At 46.9% G+C, this 21,096-nt stretch carries 10 protein-coding genes; all 10 read right to left on the minus strand.

What is annotated here, in order from left to right; genetic code table 11:
• Positions 1–2 precede the first annotated feature (2 nt).
• Entirely contained in the window at positions 3–896 is an 894-nt protein-coding gene (locus tag K1Y79_RS07270; RefSeq protein WP_236059517.1) for a sugar phosphate isomerase/epimerase family protein, read from the minus strand.
• Complete coding sequence (locus K1Y79_RS07275; protein WP_220249332.1) at positions 893–4,648, minus strand: family 78 glycoside hydrolase catalytic domain; 3,756 nt, start codon at positions 4,646–4,648, stop codon at positions 893–895. The genes K1Y79_RS07270 and K1Y79_RS07275 overlap by 4 nt, the downstream gene beginning before the upstream one ends.
• A complete protein-coding gene (locus tag K1Y79_RS07280) occupies positions 4,648–6,480 on the minus strand; it encodes an exo-alpha-sialidase (RefSeq protein WP_236059518.1) in 1,833 nt (610 codons plus the stop codon). The genes K1Y79_RS07275 and K1Y79_RS07280 overlap by 1 nt, the downstream gene beginning before the upstream one ends.
• Before the next feature lie 5 nt (positions 6,481–6,485).
• On the minus strand, positions 6,486–7,388 hold the full coding sequence (locus K1Y79_RS07285; RefSeq protein WP_220249334.1) for a glycoside hydrolase family 43 protein: 903 nt from the start codon (positions 7,386–7,388) through the stop codon (positions 6,486–6,488).
• 11 nt (positions 7,389–7,399) lie between these two features.
• Positions 7,400–8,800 (minus strand): glycoside hydrolase family 140 protein, encoded by a 1,401-nt coding sequence (locus K1Y79_RS07290; RefSeq protein WP_220249335.1) that lies wholly within the window; start codon positions 8,798–8,800, stop codon positions 7,400–7,402.
• A gap of 9 nt (positions 8,801–8,809) precedes the next feature.
• On the minus strand, positions 8,810–11,899 hold the full coding sequence (locus tag K1Y79_RS07295; RefSeq protein WP_220249336.1) for a DUF6298 domain-containing protein: 3,090 nt from the start codon (positions 11,897–11,899) through the stop codon (positions 8,810–8,812).
• A complete protein-coding gene (locus K1Y79_RS07300) occupies positions 11,892–13,997 on the minus strand; it encodes a DUF3826 domain-containing protein (protein WP_220249337.1) in 2,106 nt (701 codons plus the stop codon). Before K1Y79_RS07300 ends, K1Y79_RS07295 begins: the two co-directional genes overlap by 8 nt.
• A 61-nt stretch (positions 13,998–14,058) precedes the next feature.
• Positions 14,059–15,822, minus strand: a complete 1,764-nt coding sequence (locus K1Y79_RS07305) for a RagB/SusD family nutrient uptake outer membrane protein (protein WP_220249338.1) — start codon at positions 15,820–15,822, stop codon at positions 14,059–14,061.
• An 11-nt stretch (positions 15,823–15,833) separates the two neighbouring features.
• A complete protein-coding gene (locus K1Y79_RS07310) occupies positions 15,834–19,010 on the minus strand; it encodes a SusC/RagA family TonB-linked outer membrane protein (RefSeq protein WP_220249339.1) in 3,177 nt (1,058 codons plus the stop codon).
• Positions 19,011–19,633: 623 nt separating this feature from the next.
• Positions 19,634–20,989, minus strand: coding sequence for a T9SS type A sorting domain-containing protein (locus tag K1Y79_RS07315; RefSeq protein ID WP_220249340.1), 1,356 nt, complete (start codon positions 20,987–20,989; stop codon positions 19,634–19,636).
• Positions 20,990–21,096: the final 107 nt, after the last annotated feature.

Here is a 21,096-nt window from a genome sequence, read left to right on the forward strand (position 1 = left end):
TATTACTGAAATACTGATTTCAGGTAAGCGGTGTTGGCGCTGAAATTCTTTTTTACATTACGCGGGTCGTTGGCATCGCGGGAGCGCTCAATAACGAGCCAGCCACTCCAGCGCATTTTGTCCAGGGTCTTTTTAACAGCCTTCATGTCAATACGTGGGTTATTTTGTAACCATACACCATCTGTATCAGTACAATGGATCTGGCAGATGCGTTTTGCGCCTAATGTTTTCAGCTCTTGTATCAGGTCTCTGCCGGCTTGCAATGCATTAGAGAAATTAAAATAGCTTTTGACAGCGGGTGAGCCGACTTCATCGAGTAATTTCACTTCTTCTTTCGCAGGCAGCGCTGTTTCAACACCGATGATCACACCGGCTTTTTCTGCATGAGCAGCGACGGTTTTCAGGCGTTGTACAATAGCTGGGCGCAGCTCAGGTTGTTTTACCAGGTCGCCCTGTACACCTAAGGGCAGAAAGGCAACCTTCACGTTCATCTGCACCATGGTATCTATACAGTCCTGCACCATCTTTTCATACTCGGGTCTTTCAGCAAATGACTGCGCATAAAAACCTGACATAGCGATGGAACTGATTGCTACATTCAGGTCTCTTGAGGCATCAAGGAATTGTTGCCTTACAGCAGGATCAGAGAGTTTACTGTCAAAAGTGGGCCGGTTACCCAGGCCACCCATATCTACCTCTAGCCCATCAGCCCCAATGTCTTTCGTAAGCTGAAAAGCACTTAATTTTTGCCGTTTCAGTATCATCCAGTCACAAACGGCAATACGGTAACGCGGTGCTTTTTTCACTGCCGCCAGCAGCACATCTGGCAGTAACATACTACCTGCCAGCAAGGCAGCATTACCCAGGAACTGTCTTCTGTTTGTTTTATCTGTCATGGCCATTGTTCGTTGATTATTGGTTTGGTTTCCAGCATGCGTGGGTCGATCTTCACATGCCTGATGCGCTGTCTGCGCCAGGTATATACAACATGTACATATCCGTCTGCCGTCTGAATAATGGATGGATAGGAATACTGGCTTACCGGAGAGTCTTCCAGAATAAGTGCAGCAGACCAGTGGATGCCGTCGTCAGACACGGCGATATTGAGTGGCGTACGCGCGCCTTTGGATTTTCCTTTGGGTGTTTTCACATGGTTATATACAATCATTTGACGACCATCCTGTAGAGTAACCGCGTCTGTACCCGAATTATTATTGGGCAACTCAGTGGCTGTCATTGCTGACCAGGTACGGCCATTATCGGCCGACCAGGATTGCACTACAGCGCCTTCTTTGCTGCGGCAAAGTATCTGCAGCTTACCGTTACCATGCTTGAGGATACTGGGTTGAATAGTATTGAATGCTTTACCATCATTGATGGGACCTCTCATTGTCCAGGTACGGCCATTATCAGTGGTTACTTCAAAATGGACTTTCCAGCCATTACCTTCGGTACTGGAAGGGCAAAGCAGCTCGCCGTTATCCAGCAATACCGGCTTATTCTTTACAGGCCCGAGGAAGCCTTGAGGTAGCGCTTTGGCAGCAGACCATGTTTTACCATGATCTTGGGAGGTACGCATCCATCCTACCCAGGTAGCGACCTTTGTACCGGTTTTATAGTATAGCTGTAATTCGCCGCCCGGTACCTGGTACAAGACCGGATTCCAGCAGGCGACACGGAGCGTGTCAGACATAATACCATTGGCAACTTCTACAGGAGGTGTCCACTTATTACCGACTTTATGGCTTACCCATATACCCACATCCGGGTTTCTCTCTTTTGTACCTCCGAACCAGGCGGCGACAAGGCCGTCAGGCGTCTCGGCTATAGTAGCAGCGTGACTCTCGGGGAAAGGCGCGTTAATAAAGATGTATTCATCTTCCAGGATACCTTTCTTCCAGGGCAGTTGCAGATCGGAGGCAAACTCATAATCCCCCGATCCGATACTGAATACTGCCTTACCATCTTCCATCCGCAGGAAGGTGATGTCTTTACTGGCGGAGACAGGCTTGCCGCCTTCCAGCACTGCATTTACAGCTGACGCAGGAATATAGATCGTTGCTGTAGTATTTACAGGAATGCTCAGTTTCCAGGAGAACTGATTTACGTCCTTTTTCCAGTTGCTGCGCACCATTCCGTACATAGTATGAAATGACGCATTGACGAAGTCCATACCAGGCACCAGCGCAGGCTTCATCTCCAGTTGCTGATAAGCAGGTCCGCTACTCCTGATACCGGCGAGATCTTCATACAACCATATTAGCAGGTCACCGAGTAACATGACGTGGTTATGAGAGTTCATAGCAGGATTAGCCGTATTACCATTCCATAGTTCCCATATGGTAGTAGCCCCGTTAGCGACCATATAACCCCACCCAGGATAGTCTCTGTCAGCAGCGATCAGGTAAGCTACATCCGGACGTCCTTGTGCAGTAAGCCCACGCATTAACCATTGGGTACCGATTACACCCGTGCTTATATGTCCGCCGTACTTCAGCATTGTGCTGTCTATAATATGCGTAAATACCTGCTTACGTGCAGCGGCGGGTACTATATCAAATGACAGCGGCAGCAGGTTAGCCGTCACTGTATTATTGCCGTAATGGTCTTTATGGAAGAAACGTTTATTAAAAGCAGTCCGTATAGTTTCAGCAGCGGACTTAAATGTCGCTGCATCCTGTGGTTTATCCAGCAGGGTAGCGAAGCGGGCCATCATTGTCAGGTAGCGGAAATAGTATGCCGTAGATAGCAATGCGCCTTCAGTAATACGGGAAGAGTCTTTGGAATGGATGAGCTGCTTGGATTCAGGTGGCACGCACCAGTCGCCGTATTTGTCCTTAGTCATGATACCATCTTTCAGGTACTTGGTTTTCATATACGCCAACCAGCGCTTCATGGAAGCGTAGTGTTTTGTGATAGGTTGAAGATCGCCGTATTGATGATACAGCATGTCTGCTATCATCAGGTAAGTACCTGGCCAGGTCATGTTATCGGAATAGTATTTCCAGTAGGCAGGTGCTACATCCGGGATTGCGCCGGCATCGGTCTGGGATTCACCGATATCATCCAGCCATTTGGCATATAGCTTAGCATTGTCGAATAAGAAGCTTTCACCGTAAGCACCAGTAGGACGATCACCGAGCCAGGGCATTCTTTCATTGCGCTGCGGACAATCTACCGGCATTCCTTTATAGTTGCCCAGTATACCCCAGTAGGCATTTTTATAGATACTGTTGATTGTAGGATCGGAAGTTTCAAATGAGCCGGTATTCACCAGATCATCACTGACAACCTGGCCTTCCAGGTCTTTTTCCGACAACTTACCGGGATAACCGCTGATCTCTGCATACCGGAAACCATGGTATACGAAAGAAGGAGCCCATACTTCTTCTCCCTTACCGTTCAAGGTATACTTATCTGTCACCTGGGCATCGCGCAGGTTATCCATGAATAAGGCAGTATCATTTTTCAGTGTTTCTGCAAACCGTAATACCACCTGTTGTCCTCTCTTGCCTTTGACTTTTATCTGCAACCAGCCGACCATATTCTGGCCCATATCAATGATATAGTTGCCCGGTGCTTTTTCCTTTACAGCAAGTGGGGTTACTCTTCTGACAACGCGCATCGGCTCATTCATCTGAGCGCGCAACACACCACCCGGAGCCGGCACTATACCAGCCGGTAGCCAGTTGTTATCATTAAATCCTGTAGTGTTCCATCCAGGCATTTCTTTAGTCGCGTCATACTCTTCGCCGTCGTATTCATTGTTGCTGCGGATCGGGCCATCGGCAGTAAGCTTCCAGGTTTCGTCACTGACAATCGTTTCCCTTTTACCATTGGCATATTCCAGTTCCAGTTGCAGTAGCAGCCGGGGATACCCGAATGTGGTAATTTTATGCGGTTTATACTGCTGACGCATAGTGAAATAGCGTCCGTTACCCAGCACAGTCCCGATGACATTCTCGCCTTTTTTGATAGCATTGGTAACGTCGTAGGTATTATACTTCACCGACTTCCGGTAATCGGTAGGCGACTGAGATAGAACGGCGGAGCCGGTACGTTGACCATTGAAGTAGCATTCGTACAGTCCGGGGCCAGCGATATATACCATTGCCTTTTTTACAGGATGTTTCACTGCAAATGACTTACGATAGTATCTGGCAGAAAGCCTTGAGAATTTGGCATGTGCACTATCCCAGGCGAAGCTGGTATCAGCGCCTATCCAGCTGGCTTTCCAGTCGGCAGGCAGTAACAGTCCCATACTCCACACTGCTACCTCACTCCAGTCAGAAGCGCCGGCTGTTGTAAACACCCGCACGCGCCAATAACACTGTTGGCGGCTTAGCAAAGGTTTTCCATTGTATGCGATATGGATGCTATTACCAGCAGCTACCCTTCCACTGTTCCATAAATCAGCCTGGTTTGACAGCAGCTGCTGACGGGTAGAAGCCACCTGTACCTCATAAGCCACCTGTTTTACGTTTCTTGCGGAGGCAGTTATTTCCCAGCTAAGGCGGGGACGGATAGCGTCAATCCCTTCAGGGTTCACCAACATCTCACAACGGAGATTGGAAAGCGCTACAGGAGCAGCACTTTTTACAGCATGCACACTTCCGAGCAGGAATAATATGTATAGAAAAAAACGCATTATAGTGGTAAGGTTTTGAGCGACCTGATATAGAATTTCGCAGTATGTGGCTCTTGTTCTCCGGCACGTTTAAGATCATATTCCTGGTCTGCCGGCGTATCCGCATCAGGAAAATGCCTGGGCTCACCTGTACGGAAAACGATTCTTTCCATTTTGTCTACCGGAGCGAACGTCAGGCTGGTCAGCACATCTTTACCGTTCACATTGATGGTATAAAAACGATTCGCAGTGTTGATTTTCAGGCGAACGTTATATACACTATCAGGTACATATTTCATAAAGTGTTTGAAACGCGCGCCTGCTTTAGCCTTGAATACACTATCTGCATCAAATACCAGTCTGATACCTGGTATACCTTTCCCATCCTGTAATTCAATCTGTAAACACCCATGGTTGTTCTGCGCAGGCGTTACAGTAAAGCCTACTTCCAGTTGCTGTGCCGCAGGGAACAGGCGTTCTGCCTTGGCATAGTCGAAAGGATCTTTGTCCTCCAATATAAGTTGCTGTTCCTTACCGGGAGTAGTACCTATTGATACAGACGCCCAGCGTGGGCTATAGATATTCCAGCTGTTAAGTGCAGTAGCAGCAGCTAATGACGGGAATACATCATTGACATGTGCAGACACCTTATCGGTAACAGGGACGGGTATTTTAGAGATCCAGATATCCTCTTTATTCATGCTATAGGTTACCCACAAGTTGCTATCAGCAGGGATACCGTTGCCTTCTTCAATACCTCTGACATACTGCGGGCCATAGGATTTATAATTACCGCCATACCGCATCGGAGTAATTTCACCGTTGACAAGTAAAAGGTTGGTATAGTCAATACCATCCTGACTTACAGATAATGCCAGTGGCCAGCGATACTCTGACGGGTTATATACGGTAGCATAACGGCCGTCGGTGGTACGTTGCCCCCATATTTTGGCATTGCTGTTAACAAACCCGGGCGCACGCGCAACGGTACTCCAGGAACGCCCCTCGTCCTTACTCATAGCTGTGAGCGCATTTTTCCATAACCCTACCACTTTACCGTCTGGCAGGTGATAGTAACAGAAAGCCTTGTATTGCTTCTGTATGGGTATCAGGGGATCATCTCTGTCAGCTTCTTCATTCCATTGCTGCATCATCAGCGGAGTAGCCAGCAGGTCATTACAGGCAGCTATAAAAGCTTTGTCTTTACTGGTAGTGTAATAGGGATAAATAGTGTTGTTCTTATTCCATTTCTTGTTATACCTGATAAAGTAGATAGGGCCGAATTTGCCATCCGGTAATATCTCACGCACGACACGACCTATGCCATTGCCGTCATTAGGATCATCTTTCTTATCCAGACAGATACCATAGAAGCCCAGTGCAAGCAGCTTATTGCTTTTAGAAACATAAAACCCCATACGCTGGTGCATCACCGCGTACAGGTCTTTAGCAACACCAGGATGCCCTTCCTTAGTAGTACCGTCAGGTATCTTATATGGAGGAAACAGTAATACTGGTTTCTCCCAATGATAACCATCAGCGGAAGACAGCAGCAGGGTTTGTCCAGGAGGGATGCTTTCACCTACTTCGTCGCTCAGGTATTCCACATAAAAGCGTTTGTTCCAATATGCCAGCATGGGTGCATGATTGTACGTCCAGCCCATATCGTCACCTAGTTCCGGGTGTTCCCGGTTAGCGCGCATGATCTGGATGTTATGCACACCTGCTACCGGACGTAGCTGACCATGATGGTAATCCACATTTACCAAGGTATTGCTAGTATAGCGGATACTTTCCTGGGCAGTAGCAGCCAATGATGCAAGCAGCAGACATATCGTTGCAGTAATCCTCATATTCGTCATTTGAGCTTATCCAATATTTTACGGCGTACTTTAAATACAGTGCCATGTTTATGTCCTTCAGGTACAAGGATGGATGTATTGATATCTTTGAAATGGCGGAAGTCGGTTGTAGCTACAGCGCCATATCTTTTATTACCGTAGTCATCAAAGTAGATCAACCATTCTTTACCAGGTTTTAGCACCGTGGGACCTTCTGTCAGTTTGCCGGTAAAAGGAGCAGAAGCCTGGCTATAGGGTCCTAAAGGACTTTCAGCAAAGGCTATCTTCAGGTTTCTTTCATTGCGGGTATTATCCTTTAGTACCAGCGTATATGCCTTTGGCGCAGTCTTAACAATGACGGCATCAATTACACTGAAGCCCGGATCCAGGAAAAGTTTCGCGGGTGAAAAGGTCTTAAAGTCTTTAGTTACAGTGTAATACATCCGGTGATTGTTATCTGCAGCTTCGATGCCTTTCTCGAATCTTTCGGGTATACAGGAAGCCCAGATGATGATGAACTGTTTACTTACATCATCATAGAACAACTCGGGAGCCCATACATTTACCGTGGATGGTTCATGCTCCATGGCAGGTATGAACTGCTGAGGTGACCAGTGTTGCAGGTCACGGGAAGCACTGTAACCAAAACCTTTGTCGCCTTTCCAGCTGGTAGTCCAGACAAGATGGAAGGTACCGTCCGGGCCTTTTACAATGCTGGGATCGCGCATGATCTTGTCTTTTCCGACAGAAGGTGGAAGAAAACTACCAGGCAGGCTATCCCATTTATAGCCGTCGTAGCTGTATAGATAGTGTAGTCCGTCCTTACCGGGTTCACGGAAGGAGCTGAACATGTACACATCCTTACTGCTGCGACATGCGAAAAGTGAGACAAGTATGATATATAAAGCGATTCGTTGCATATGCACAAAGACTATTTAACACTATCCATCACCAATACCCAGTCGTTACCTTCTTTCTCTTCTCCCGGAGGGTCAAACACGATCACGCCTTTATTAGGGTATGTGCCGATCTCTTTCGTCTGTCCGTTTCTCGGGTCGTACCAGGCTGCTTTGACACGGCTGCCTTGTATACGTCCCATATTGACAGCCATATTTTTACCGGTATAGGAATAAATAAATGCGTAATCTTTTCCACGGGTGGCTTGTAAATGCTGGTAGCCTTTGCCATCTTCAGCAATAAGCGACTGATCAGGAATACGTGCAGCATAGTTACGGGAGCAGATCAGTTCCCGCAGGTATTTCATTTGCCCGGCACCAGGCGCATTTATAGCATCTTCCCAGTATTCCCTTACACCATATACACCTTTTCCATCGCCATGTTTATGCATCTGCATTACGGCGTTGTGGCCATAGGTATATCCACATGCACCGGCAAAAACAGACCAGTATCCGTACCGGCGTACATCTTTATCTTCCCAGAATGGCTCAATAGGGTCATGGAGCCCCTGTGGGATACCCTCGTAAGAGGGTTCTCCGTCAATGACAGGTTTAACAGGCTTTCTGTTGTAGTCTGCATTTACGTATTTCCAGTTATCTTCTCCATATTGCTTATCGATGGCAGCAGTATCCTGGTTATAACGCCGGTGTCCGGACTGGAACATGTTGAATGCGAGCCAGGGCGCATCATGAAACCAATCTGACGACTGCGTGCGTCCTCTGGGATGGAAGGTGATGAGGTGTCCGGGATCTTTCTGTTGTAGCGTTTTGCCGATGGTCAACCACACATCCATACCATCGCTGCCTTTGATGTCGCCGCCGTTCATCCAGATGATGTTGGGCGCATGTTTATACCTGTCGGCCAGGAATGAGGCATAAGTTCCTGCGTCCTTAGCTGTTACCAGCCCGGCCTTAACAGGGCTACCCCATACCGGTACAAGCGCGAGGTACAATCCTTTTTGTGCCGCTTTAGAGACGACAAAGTCCACATGGTCCCAGTAATCGTATTGCACAGAATCTGTATGCTGATTGCCGGTAGTCGTCAGTGTCTGACCAACATTTGTTCGGATCAGGGCAGAATCGCCGTAGATATTAGCAGCGGTAACTGCGGGCAGCACCATCACCTGGATAACATTAAATCCTTTCTTGCGACGGTCATCGAGATATTGTTCTGTTTCTTCGCGGGTAAGACGGGTAAAGAGCAACCATCCAGTATCGCCCAGCCAGAAAAATGGCTTTCCGTCACTGGTTTCAAAATAGCGGCCATTAGCAGATACCTTTAATGGTAACAATTTCTTCTGTTGTGCCTGGGTCAATCCTGAAAAACAAAGCAGCATACAGAATGAGAGCATGGCAATACAATTCCTGTTCAGCATAGTAGGTCCTTATTTACGTACGAGCCAGAGTACCAGTGCACCTTGTTGCGGCGCAGATAATGCGTGACCGGTACCGGCTTTAATATTTTTCTTACTGAGTATGGTTTTACCGGTGGATGGGTCTATCCATACGGCGTGGTAGCCGGCAGCAGCGCCAGGGATATTGATACTGGCAGCACCGGCGGTATAAATAATATAATCACTATGATCATTAGTCAGCGCCCATAATCCCGGCATGTCTGCCGGATGCATAGTAGCAGCGGCAGACAGAAAACCAGGATCAGCTATGGATGGAATACTGGCGAGAGAACCTCCTGCCATGAATACAGCCCAGCCGTATTTATCGTAACTATCAGCAGAATAAATGACCGCTTTACCGGGATACTTGTCCCGGTATTCACGAACTGCCCGATAGACTTCTTTCTCATTAGTACGTTTAGGCTTCAGTAAGCGTGCGTGCTGCCTGGGCGCGAGATGTTGCCCGCCGGCAGGTGCATAAGCTGTACCATTCTCCTGATAGTGCCAGTACCTGATATCAATCAGGTCTATTACCTGCGCACGATGCGCATCCTGAAGCAAGGCATCCTGTACATCTTTAGTAGTGCTCAGGCCAATAACAGGATGTTCCTGTTTTTCCTTTTTCCATTCTGCTATCACGTCTGTCCAGAAATCCACAAAGTGCAAAGGCCCTGTAAATTCAGCGCTAATCAGCTGAATGACGTTATGATTGAGGCGGAAGTTGTCCAGGCATTGGCGGATGTAAGCACGGTGTAATTGATTCCTCACAGGATGTGTGGTATCATAAAACTGTGCAGACATGAAGATGCGTTTACCACCTGCATATGGTGGTGGTTCGGGAAATCCGGTGTTATTCACGTTATTGGCAGGTCTCCAGGGGAAATCAGCATAGTGAGCGCCCGCTTCAATGATATTATGCTGGAAGTATTGCTGGTGTATCAGTACCTGCCCCTGGCGGTCAGCTCGTGCAGCAAACTGCTGCAGCCGCCACCAGTACCAGCGGTTATACTTTGTCAAATCATATTTACTGAGTCCATCCCAGCCAATACCCTCACCGCTACGGGCGAAAGGTTGTTCATAAAATGGCGGCCATACATCGCCATCAAGGCGCTGTACCCTTTCATGGTCGTCTCTTCTTCTTTCATACCACAAGCCGTAGTTATGATCCATAGCAACGACATGCTCGCGGGTCATAAAGGCCGTTACTGAGTCGAGATTATCTGTCAGACCAGTTCCTGTTCTTCCCGGAACAAAGCGGGTAATATGCGGAGTGCTCTTTTCAATACCATCCGGTCTGATATTCCCTCTCCACCAGGATACGTCCCTGCGCTCTCCTACAAGTACCGAGCCTTTGTTAACCAGCCATCCGTTGACGATTTGCATACCTGTTACTGCTACAGGAGATACTGGTTGTACTATTTCCTGTATACGTATGCCTTTTGTTTCAATGGGAATAGGCGTGCGTTGAGCTGCCTGCCCTATCCATTCGTATAGGGTAATTGCAGGTTGAACTGCCTCGTTGGACAATTGTGCAGCTACCGCCGGCGTGGGGCTGCTTGAGGCATCTCCCAGATCGGGCAACAGGAATGCCCGTTCAGCAGCTTTCTCTCCTATTCTGGAGGCCAGCTGTGCATAATATAAGCTGCGAGGCTGTATATATTCATTAGAGGCATACCATTCGCCAGTACCTGCAAACTGTGCCCATGCACCAAAAGCCCAATTCATGGCCCCTGGCGGGCGTGGACAATCTATCCTTGCTGCGGCACATTGCCATAATACGCTATTAGCTGCAGTCCATCCTGCACCCTGGCCATCCTGGCCGCGGTCAGGAAAACCCAGTGCCTGCGCGTTAACTATCACGTTATCCAGCAGCAATCCGGAAGCCCAACTGTCAATTGCCCCACTGTAACTGTACGGCATATCAGAGGTACACTGTACAAATGCGTTGGGACCAGCTGCGCAGAAACCAGCTGCAAAGTCATGATAGCCATGTTGTGCATAGTTACGCTGGAACAGAGTCTGTTGCCCTGACGTAAAAAAGGTATAACGGCGTTGTCCGCCTATTTCTGATACCGGAGCAGTTGAAATACAATCTTCCACTGTAACGCGGCGGGCAGTTTCCAGTACCGCTACCGCAGAACCAGCAAAATGTTCAAATCTCACCTGTCTAACCCAGGCATCAGCAGCATTTTCAATTGCAATGGCTGTCCAGCAATGATCTTCATCTTTGAGATTAGTCGTATCATAGATGGAACGGCAATGCAGGTTTTCCACACCCGACTGTGTAATACGTCCAGGCCAGGTATAAGCGGCAATAGTTGCTATACCATAAGTAGTATCCAGCGCATTAGTCAAGGGCACGTCGAGTGTAACCTCATTTTGCCGTATGCTGACAATCTTCCTGGACCAGTGTATATCACGATCACCGGGTTTCCACCCCAGAGCTGTAATACCGCCACCGAAATGGGCAGTACCAAGTAGTTGTATCCAGGAAGCAGTACTGGGCCTGGTAACTTCTACTTCATCACCTACCTTGAAGGTTGTTCCCTCCGGCACATGCAGCACAGAGCTATTCACAGGAACATAACTGTCGGTAATACCCACAGGTGTGGATAGCTTCTTATCACTCCGACCACTGATACGGACAAGTACTTCTCGGCTGTAGCCTGTTGCCAGTAAAACCGTGCTATCTCCGCTACCGCGCAATACCACACCTGAAGCGTTGATATGCAGGCCGCCGTTAATCTCGAAAATACCTTTGTCTAACACTACAGCGCCGCGGAGTCCATCTTTCAATGGCAGAGCAGCTACGTAGTCCAACGCAGCCTGAATGGTAGCCGTCGCATCACCCTCCATAGCAAGCACCCTGACCCTTACGGGGGCCAGGGGCAATTTCTGTTCACCAGCCATATATCCACACCAGGAGAAGTCAGGAATACGATTTCCCTTATCATCCGGCTGATATACCAGCTGTCCTTTGTCCCATGACACGGGAGGTAAAGGCTTTGGTTTCTTTGCCTGTGCGCCTGCCAGTAATGGCAGGCAACACGCTATACATATCGTTAATATTCTCTTAGCCATTCCGACGTTTCTTCCATTCGGCTTCCGCCTTTTTCATATCAATACCTGCTGCAGAGAGGTAATTGTTAATACGTCCCTTGTATTTACCGAACCAGGCATGTTTCTGCTCTGAAGATCCGGCATCCATTGCTTTCTCACGCGCTTCTTCCAGCCAGGCAAGAATCTGTTGCTGCTGCTGCTTTGAAAGCTGCGGTAGCATTTCGAGATAGGCATTGTATGTAATAGGCAGAATACCATAGGTCATTCCGTCTTTAACACGGGTTACCTGTTCGGTAGTCAGCATAGAAGACAGTTTTGACAGATAGCGATCATGCAGCTGACGTACGCGTACAGTGTCTTTCTTTTCGTCCAGTTCATGCAGGTCTGCATATTGCTGTGCAATTACATCCTGTAGCTCCAGTGACTTACCGGCATCGTGTATATCAAGTGTAGACACTATTTTAGCAGCACGCTCCGTAACGATCATCTGGTAGCTTTTCTTATCTCCCTTGATGTCGTTCAGGAAGTCCTCGATATTTGTGTATCCATCTCCATTGGCATCCAGTACAGCATCTTTTGGATCTTTAGGGTTCAGCTTATGACGGATCTCCCATTCGTCTGGAATACCATCGCCGTCGCTGTCTTTGTAAGGTTTACCTTTATATTCAGGATAACCGCCTACCTGGGCAATATCGTAGATAATACCCTGCTTGTAAGAGTCTTCACCCAGGCGACGTTTGATGTACTCGCTACCTACTTTTGAAGTAGTGTTCTCTTTATACTGGATCTTACCTGTTCTTACAGTTTCAACTACTCTTCTGTCTACCGCATCACGAACAGGCAATGTAGCACCTGCATTATCCAGCACGTACTGATAAGCATCTTTCGCTGACATGACCATCATACGTGGCATTGGCAGCGGACTATTCACTTTCATATCTGCCTCATATTCGCCTGCGTTATCCATATCTTCTATCTGAACGCCACCAGCCCAGTTATTGGCAGTGATCTTCGGATAGCCTTCCATAATATTGCCATTTACATAGGCCCTGCCAAACTCACGGTACTTCAGTTTGCTACGACCGGATTCAGGCTTCAGTATGCGGTGACCTACCGGATCATCAGCTGGTGTAATAGGACCAGGTTTAAAATAGTTATTTACAATATTGTACTGGGAGCGATAGTCGCCACCGTCTACAGTACGGTGTTTCCAGTTGAATACTACGTTATTCACAAAGTTGAATATGCTATACCAACCGATAGAAGGGTTACGGCCGGCATTAGAAGCCCAGAGGTTACGCATGAAGGAGCAGTTTTCTCCACCCAGCGTACTACCGAAGGCATGATTGTAGGTATCGAGCGCCTCTGATGATATAGTGTTCTGAATAGTGATATTTACCGTAGGCAGCTTCTCTTCTGCATAGCCAGTACCCGGGTTATACATATGCCGGTATAGAGAAATATTCTCGTCAAGACCCCAGCTGGTAGAGCAATGATCGATGATGATATTACCGATAGGATTACCGCCCAAAGCATCATCCCTACGACCAACATTTGTCTCCCCACGGCGGAAGCGCATATAGCGGATAACGACATCGTGCGTGTTAATCCAGAATGATTCTCCGGCAACACATACACCATCGCCCGGAGCAGTTTGTCCGGCAATAGTGATATAAGGTGCCATCAGAATGATAGGTGTTTTCAGCTTAATAATACCAGCAACGTTGAACACAATTGTACGTGCACCGCCAGCTTCACATGCTTCGCGTAACGTACCAGGTCCGCTATCTTCCAGGCTGGTTACTACAAATATCTTTCCTCCTCTGCCACCGAAGGTATACGCACCGCCACCTTCTGCACCGGGAAAGGCAGGAATTGCGGCCTGAGGCAGATCAGTAGGTCTGGAAGCAAAGGGTATAAACGGTTTACCTTGACGCGCTTCCTGTTTTACTATAGGCAATGCTTTCTCCCATGCTTCGTCAGCATGCTTTTTTGCTGCGTCCAGCATAGAATCACTGACGCTCTGCACAGCCTTGGGTATGGTCGGATACTGGGCGAATGCTCCCTGTGCCGCGCCCAGTGCGGCAATCAACATAGTTCCGGCGAGATATTGTTTCATACGAGTAGTTTAATGGTCTGTGTACCTGCATGGCTCACAGATAGTATATTAAGTTATGTTTTTAATCCAGAGGATTGAAGTTGCCATTCCCCCACCCCTGGGTTTGCACAAGACTCGGGTTTCTGGTAATATTGGTAGTGGGTATGGCGTAAAAATAATAGTTTGACGGATAGTTAATCGGCCGCTGTGTATCCAGCACATCTTCCGTTGCCGTAAAATACGTTGTATAATCCGGTCCGTTAAGATCAAGTTTATCACGCAGTGGAATACCAGTTGCGTCCGGCTTCTCCAGATCTGCTACGGTATATGGTGCCTTAACGCTGATTTTCAAGATTGTACGCTTCTTACCGTTCAGCTTATCAAACAACTTATTTCTGCGCAGGTCATCGTAACGTTTACCCTCAAATGCCAGCTCTATACGACGCTCATTGATGATTGTCTCAAACATCTCATCTTTGGTCATTCCTGGTTTCAAACCATATAGTCCACCTTCTCCAGGATTGATACCGGCTCTTTTGCGAATAGCGATGAGCAGGTCATATGCTTCCTGAGTACGACCGGTAGCATTAGCGCACTCTGCCAGGTTTAGCATTACTTCTGCGAAGCGCATTTCTATCCAGTCCGTTTTGCCAAGTTTTGTATTATCCTTGATAGTAGACGTATTAATATGTTTACGGCAATAGAATCCGGTAACATTAGGCTTATTCCTGTCATCTGTTACCCCAGCGTATATCCATTGTTTGCGACCGGTTTTATTGCTCAGTGCCCAGGTTGCACCATTGTAAACGATAGTGGCATCAAAACGCGGATCGCGGTTCTTCCAGTAATATACAGGATCATAACCTGAACCAGCATTGGTAATAGGCACGCCATCGATGGTCGGGAATGCATTCACGAGATCCAGTGTCGGTTGATAAGAACCTCCGCCACCATTGGACTCAGAATTAGGACGTGCAGCGTCTTCAAACAAGCTGGCCTTGGTAGCACCATCAAATGAGCGTAGCATGATAATCTCTTTGTTACCACTCCCTTCATCCAGCCATATATTGGCGAAGCTGGGGAACAAACCATATCCATCTATCAGGAGGGTATCATATGCCGCTCTATTGGCTTTATAAGCCCTTTCCCAGCGCAACTGATCATTTCCAGGGTTGAACTGCGGACTAGCCCAATACATCAGCATACGCCCTTTTACACCCAATGCAGCGCCTCTGGTGATCCGGCCCTTATCTGCACTACCCCAAACTGCAGGCAAGGATGTAGCCATATCAAAATCACGGGCAATAGAGTCTATACATTCTGAAGTTTTATTCCTGGCAACGTAAAGATTTTCAGTTACCCAGTCCTGCGGATGACTAATATATGGCACTCCGCCATATAACTTCACCAGCTGGAAATACATCCATCCTCTCAGAAAATAAGCCTGCGCCTTAATCTTGGCTTTAACATCCTGTGGTAAAGCGCCTTTCTCAATTTCTGTCAGCAGGATATTTGTTTTCCGGATGTAGGCCCATACGTTATTAGACGCATTACCCCCAAAGAAGTCATTAATGTTATCTACAGACAGGGTGCCGTACCATATCTTCTGATCACCGCCGTTGTAATCGTCGGAAACGTCATGAATGGCGGTAGGTAATGTTGACCCACTGCTGAGATTAGGCCAGGTAGGCATAGACAGATCATATATCCTGTTAAGATATAGCGTAGCTGTAGACTCGTGGTCCCAGGTACGTTCGTCAATTCCTGTCAGGTCACGCTTGTCGAGAATATCTGAACAGGCTGTGAGACTGGCGGTAAGTAATATATAGCTGAGTATTTTTCGCATGGCATAATAATTTAGAGGCTCACATTCAGACCAAAAGTATAGGTGCGTAAAGCAGGATAATCAACAGCCAGATTAGTAGCCGGATCCTTGTACGGCTGGTTATTGATAATTGACCAGAGATTAGTACCTGTTACAAAAACCCTCAATTCCGGAATTTTCAGACGGGAAGACAATGCCTGCGGAATAGCGTAAGACATTGTCGCATTATTGACGCGCATAGTCGTAGCACTCACCATCCAGATATCTGAGATTTCCTTAATTAACGGCGCATTGATCAGCGGATACTTGGCGTTTGGATTCTCCGGTGACCAGGAATCTCTCCAGAGGGCCAGTGCACGCTGATTTTCTGTGGCCGGTGTACGTGCGGTTTTGTCATATACCGTATGACCGCCTACCTGTAAAGACATATTAATATTGAACTTGAAGCTTTTCCAGGATGCACCCAGGTTAAAGCCTACGCCAAACAGGCTGCTACCTCTCGGGGCTATCCTGGTTTTGTCATTCTGATCTATCCGGCCGTCTCCATTAATGTCTTCATAGTTCATAAAACCAGGAATAGGTTTTTCCCCATCTATGGTCCAATCAGGATTCTTTGATAATAGCGCATCCACGTCAGCCTGTGTGCGCAACATGCCGGTTGCCCTATATCCTTCCAGCCCATTATCTGTTCTACGCCCGATTGGATTTCTCCAGGCAGTATCGCCAGCGCCGTAGTATTTGCGGATTACCTTATTATCGCTGATACCAAAGTTAACAGTGGTGTAGTATCTAAATTCCTTACCAATAGTACCATTGTAAGTCAACCCGGCTTCTATACCATAAGTCTTCAGGCGGCCATAGTTCTGGTCAGCAATACCGCCGCCGAAGCTGGTAGGTACTGTACTGGTTGGCTGCATGAGCATATCATAGTTATAGCGGTGATACAGATCTATGGCAAAGTCGAAACGACGGTCGAAGAAGCTACCATCAAAGCCCAGGTTTTTATAAAGGGCTTTCTCCCATGTAATTGTGCTATTAGGAATATCATTATTGTTTAAGCCACTGGTCATGGTATTGCCAAACAGCATACCGGTGGTCTGTGTATAACGTTCTCTATACTGGAAGTTCTTCACCGCGTCATTACCCGTCAGACCTACCTGGAAACGGATCTTCAACTCATTCATGAACTTCACATTATCCTGGAAGAACTTTTCCTGCGATACTCTCCAGCCTATTGCTGCAGAAGGGAAATATCCCCATCTGGACTGTTTAGGGAAGTTCGGCGAAGCATCTGCCCGGAATGTAGCTTCCAGCAGATAGCGATCATTAAAGGAATAATTGAGGCGGCTTACGTAACTCATCCTGCCTGTCTCACCAGAAGAGCCGGAATTATCGTAGAAGTTCTTGTCCATACTGAAAGCAAACAACTCGTCGATACCTGGTATTACAACCTGCTCACGACGGGTATCAAATGCATCAGAAGTTCCTTCACTTTGCTCTGCAACAAGCACCAACCCGATGTCATGCTTTCCAAATGAACGGGAGTATGTGATCGCTTCATTCAACTGATAATTTGAAGACCCACCGTACGACTCTGTCATGACGTTCCCATTTTTGATCATCGTCATCGGGTTCGTACTGGTAAGCTGGTTGGTAAAGATGACATTCTGTATGCTTTCATGCGTTCCCTCTTTAACAAAGTTGTAGAGGTAATAAGGCACATAGAACTCTTTACCGAAGTTAGTCCTGTTACTGCGTGCATACTGTACGCGGAAAGACAGCCCTTCAACTACCGGCACCTTATACTCCAGTGAGGCGTTAATCGTTTGTCCCTGCGTACGGCTACGGCTATAACTGCCCGTTTTTACGAGCTCACCCGGATGCCATCCTGGTATAGAAGAGAATACCGGCCTGCCATCGATATACATGGGCACCCATCCTGGCGTAAGCAATAAGGCGCTGACAGTAGCACTCATCTGGTCTGACTGTTCTGTCATTCCGGCCTGCACTGTCTTAGGCGTGGGCCTGTTTATTTTTGAGTTATCTGTTGCAAAGGAAATACTGGCCGTAAGTCCATCCGTTATCTTAGTATTAAGACCCATACGAAGGCCATACTTAGTAATATTCAGATCACCGACATTACCATCTTCGGAGTAATAGTTACCACCTGCGAAGAAAGTGATCCGCTCAGTACCACCACTCACATTGATAGTATGACGGCTGAGATGAGAGTTTTTCCACACATCATCTATCCAGTTATAGTTATGCGTCTTCAGATATTCCAGTTCTTCAGGCGAATAAAACTTATTCTGGTTGGTTTCCTTAAGCGAAGTGTACTTATTGTTCAAGAGGGAAGCATGGTCATAAGAGTTGAGCATTTCCGGTATATAAGTCGCAGAAGAGATACCGTGTGAACCGGCATAACTGATACGAGGCTTACCCGGACGGCCCATTTTTGTTTTCACCAGTACAACACCATTAGCGCCTCGGGCTCCATAGATAGAAGCTGCTGCATCTTTCAGGAAAGTAATGGTTTCTATCTGGGTAGCGTCAAGGTTATCGAAATCCTGCTTGGATAACTGGAAACCATCAATTACGTATAGTGGATCTGTAGAAGACCCGGTAGCAGCCCAGGTGACAGGATTACGGATAGTCAGACTGGTTGAAGAACCAGGCCGTCCTGAAGCCTGTGCAATAGAAACTCCCGGTACCTTGTTCTGTAAGGCAGTTGCCAGATTCGCTACTGGAAGATCTTCAATTTCTGTAGCATTGACAGCTGCAACTGCACCCAGTACATTTGCACGCTTCTGACTACCATATCCGACAATCACAGTCTCACCAAGCGCTTTCACATCTTTGGCAAGATTCACATTGATCACCTGACGGCCGTTCACAGGAACTTCCTGTGTTGTGTACCCAATCAGGGACACTACAATGGTAGAGTTCTCGTGCACTTTAAGTGTGTATGATCCGTCTACACCGGAGGTAGTGCCTTTGTTGCCTACTTTTACACGTACAACAACACCTGGTATACCAGCACCTTCTTCAGTACCGATAATTTTCCCCTTCAGGATAATTTCCTTTGCCTGAGTAACAGCCGGCGGCGCCGTATTGGGATTCGTTGCAGCAAGTTGCTGCGCAGAAGCTGCCATTTGCAGTAATAGTGCGCCTGGCAGTAATAATTTCTTGTGGAATAAAAAGTCTTTCATCAGCTGATTTTTTTGCTGAATACAGCATGCATTAAGCGGTTGGCGTAACGAAATGCTGCTTGTAATAGTGGAATTATACTAGTAATGGTACCCTCTTAATTAAGGAAACGGTGCAAACATAGTCGCCTGCCAAAAATATTCTGTGCGACCAGATGGTGGAATACATAAATTTTCATACCAAAGGAATTTTAAAGCTTATCTTCATAACCTTCACCGAGCATCTTGACAATATGTACTGGACCAGTCGTTGAGCTACAGCCCCCCTTCACAACCATGGAATTATTACCTAATTATTTGTCTACAGTGTCTTACTGACACTAATTTCTGACAAGCTACAGAATAATTTTATTCTCTCGCTTTTTATTTACGCAATCGTTGCCGGAAATCGGGGTTAACAATCTCACTGCGTGAAAAAAGCGGGGGATTCCATATGTAAATGCGCGAAAAACCTTTACTGTACAAGATATGAGCAGGGAAAAGACATTGCTTTTATCTACCAGAGAAGCAGCATTTAAATATGTAAAATGTTGTAACAACAATATAATTGACGCTTAAAAATTGTCATGTAGCCCACTGTCATAAGCTTTTATTTCCCAGATTAACAATCCCTCTTTCATCCGGGGTTAATGCACTACCATTACATTCGTATAGAAACTATAATTCTTGGACTGAATAGTCACAATATATGCCCCGGCAGGGATACTACTTACATCCAGTGTGAGGGCCTTACTATCCATTAACAGCTCCTTTTCATACACTACTACTCCCCTGAAGCTGGTCATCGTTATTTTAGCCCTGTCATTGACTGTACCTATGAACTGCAGACGCATCATGCCGGAAGCAGGATTAGGATAAACTTTCTCAAAATACCCTCCAAAGATAGCCTCCATCTGAAACTGGTCTGATTCCAGACTGGGATTCCCGGCCACATCATGGGAGGCACCGGCTGTAAGACCAAGCGTAACCGGACCATCATATGTAGGAGACACCAAAATGGTCATCACATTATTACTGATATGTTCGAGGTTGGAAATGGCCGCATTGGTCACCCGAAGGTAACTCAGGTCAAAGTCTGCTATAGGCTCGCTGAAACTGATATATACTACAAAAGCCTTTCTCACCGGCGAAACGTCAAGTGTATTAATGGTGGCTACCGGCGGCTTTTTGTCGATGTAAACCCGACTGTTATCTGTAGTTACTGTGATTGTATCGCCGGCATTGCCATTGAGGCCGTGAAAGCGTATACTGAAAGGTACGTTTCCATCTATATCCTGCTCTGTAACGGTATAGGTTCCTGTATATTCCTTCTCTCCCACCGCTACCACCGGAACCTGCCTGTCAGCAATCAATATCTGCGGTTCTGCAATGCGATCTTCCACAGCAATATATACGGTAATTACGTCACCTATTCTTGCATAAGAATTATTCTTATTGTCAGATAATATAGTCACTGCCGTCGGACCAGGCACAGATATATCCCTTACAACGGGTACAGCTGCGCTTAATTGACTTACATTCCTGGTGGCATCAGTAGCAGTGGCACGCAATACATGGTTTCCATCAGTGATGCCGTTCAACGTGTAAAGGGCGGTCCAGTTGCCACTATCATCTGCACTAGCAGTAACCAGTATACTGCCATCCAGATAAACCGTTACGAGTGACAAAGGTTCGGCTGTGCCACTGATCGTCATTGCTATATCTGTATAGATTGTATTGCTTAAGGGAACGGTTATTACAGGCGCTGCCGGAGCATTATCGTCCGCGGTACCTGTATCGGGAAAGAAATCCGACCTGTTGTCCTGTATCCTCGTTATGTTATACTGATTGTAAGCAAACCGGGCATGATCAATGACATAGGTATGCTGTGCATGAATAAATAAGGATGAGGCCAGGCAATAAATAATGGTTAGCGCTATTGAGGGAAGCGTTTTCTTAATTGGTATAGTCATCAGGTTCTCCGGATAGTTAATTACTATCAAAGTAATGAATAGTTTTCTTAAAAAAGAATAATATTCTTATATATGTAAGACAATAGAGGGCTGCCTGATATAACAAGCAGCCCTATACCCTATTACCATATTGGGTA

Origin of the sequence: Chitinophaga rhizophila, from assembly GCF_019492185.1 — a bacterium.
Taxonomy (GTDB): domain Bacteria; phylum Bacteroidota; class Bacteroidia; order Chitinophagales; family Chitinophagaceae; genus Chitinophaga; species Chitinophaga rhizophila.

Bases quoted from the DNA above. Each gene is read 5' to 3' on its own strand.
- K1Y79_RS07270 (WP_236059517.1), bottom strand. From the start codon at position 896: ATGACAGATAAAACAAACAGAAGACAGTTCCTGGGTAATGCTGCCTTG.
- K1Y79_RS07275 (WP_220249332.1), bottom strand. From the start codon at position 4,648: ATGCGTTTTTTTCTATACATATTATTCCTGCTCGGAAGTGTGCATGCT.
- K1Y79_RS07280 (WP_236059518.1), bottom strand. From the start codon at position 6,480: ATGAGGATTACTGCAACGATATGTCTGCTGCTTGCATCATTGGCTGCT.
- K1Y79_RS07285 (WP_220249334.1), bottom strand. From the start codon at position 7,388: ATGCAACGAATCGCTTTATATATCATACTTGTCTCACTTTTCGCATGT.
- K1Y79_RS07290 (WP_220249335.1), bottom strand. From the start codon at position 8,800: ATGCTGAACAGGAATTGTATTGCCATGCTCTCATTCTGTATGCTGCTT.
- K1Y79_RS07295 (WP_220249336.1), bottom strand. From the start codon at position 11,899: ATGGCTAAGAGAATATTAACGATATGTATAGCGTGTTGCCTGCCATTA.
- K1Y79_RS07300 (WP_220249337.1), bottom strand. From the start codon at position 13,997: ATGAAACAATATCTCGCCGGAACTATGTTGATTGCCGCACTGGGCGCG.
- K1Y79_RS07305 (WP_220249338.1), bottom strand. From the start codon at position 15,822: ATGCGAAAAATACTCAGCTATATATTACTTACCGCCAGTCTCACAGCC.
- K1Y79_RS07310 (WP_220249339.1), bottom strand. From the start codon at position 19,010: ATGAAAGACTTTTTATTCCACAAGAAATTATTACTGCCAGGCGCACTA.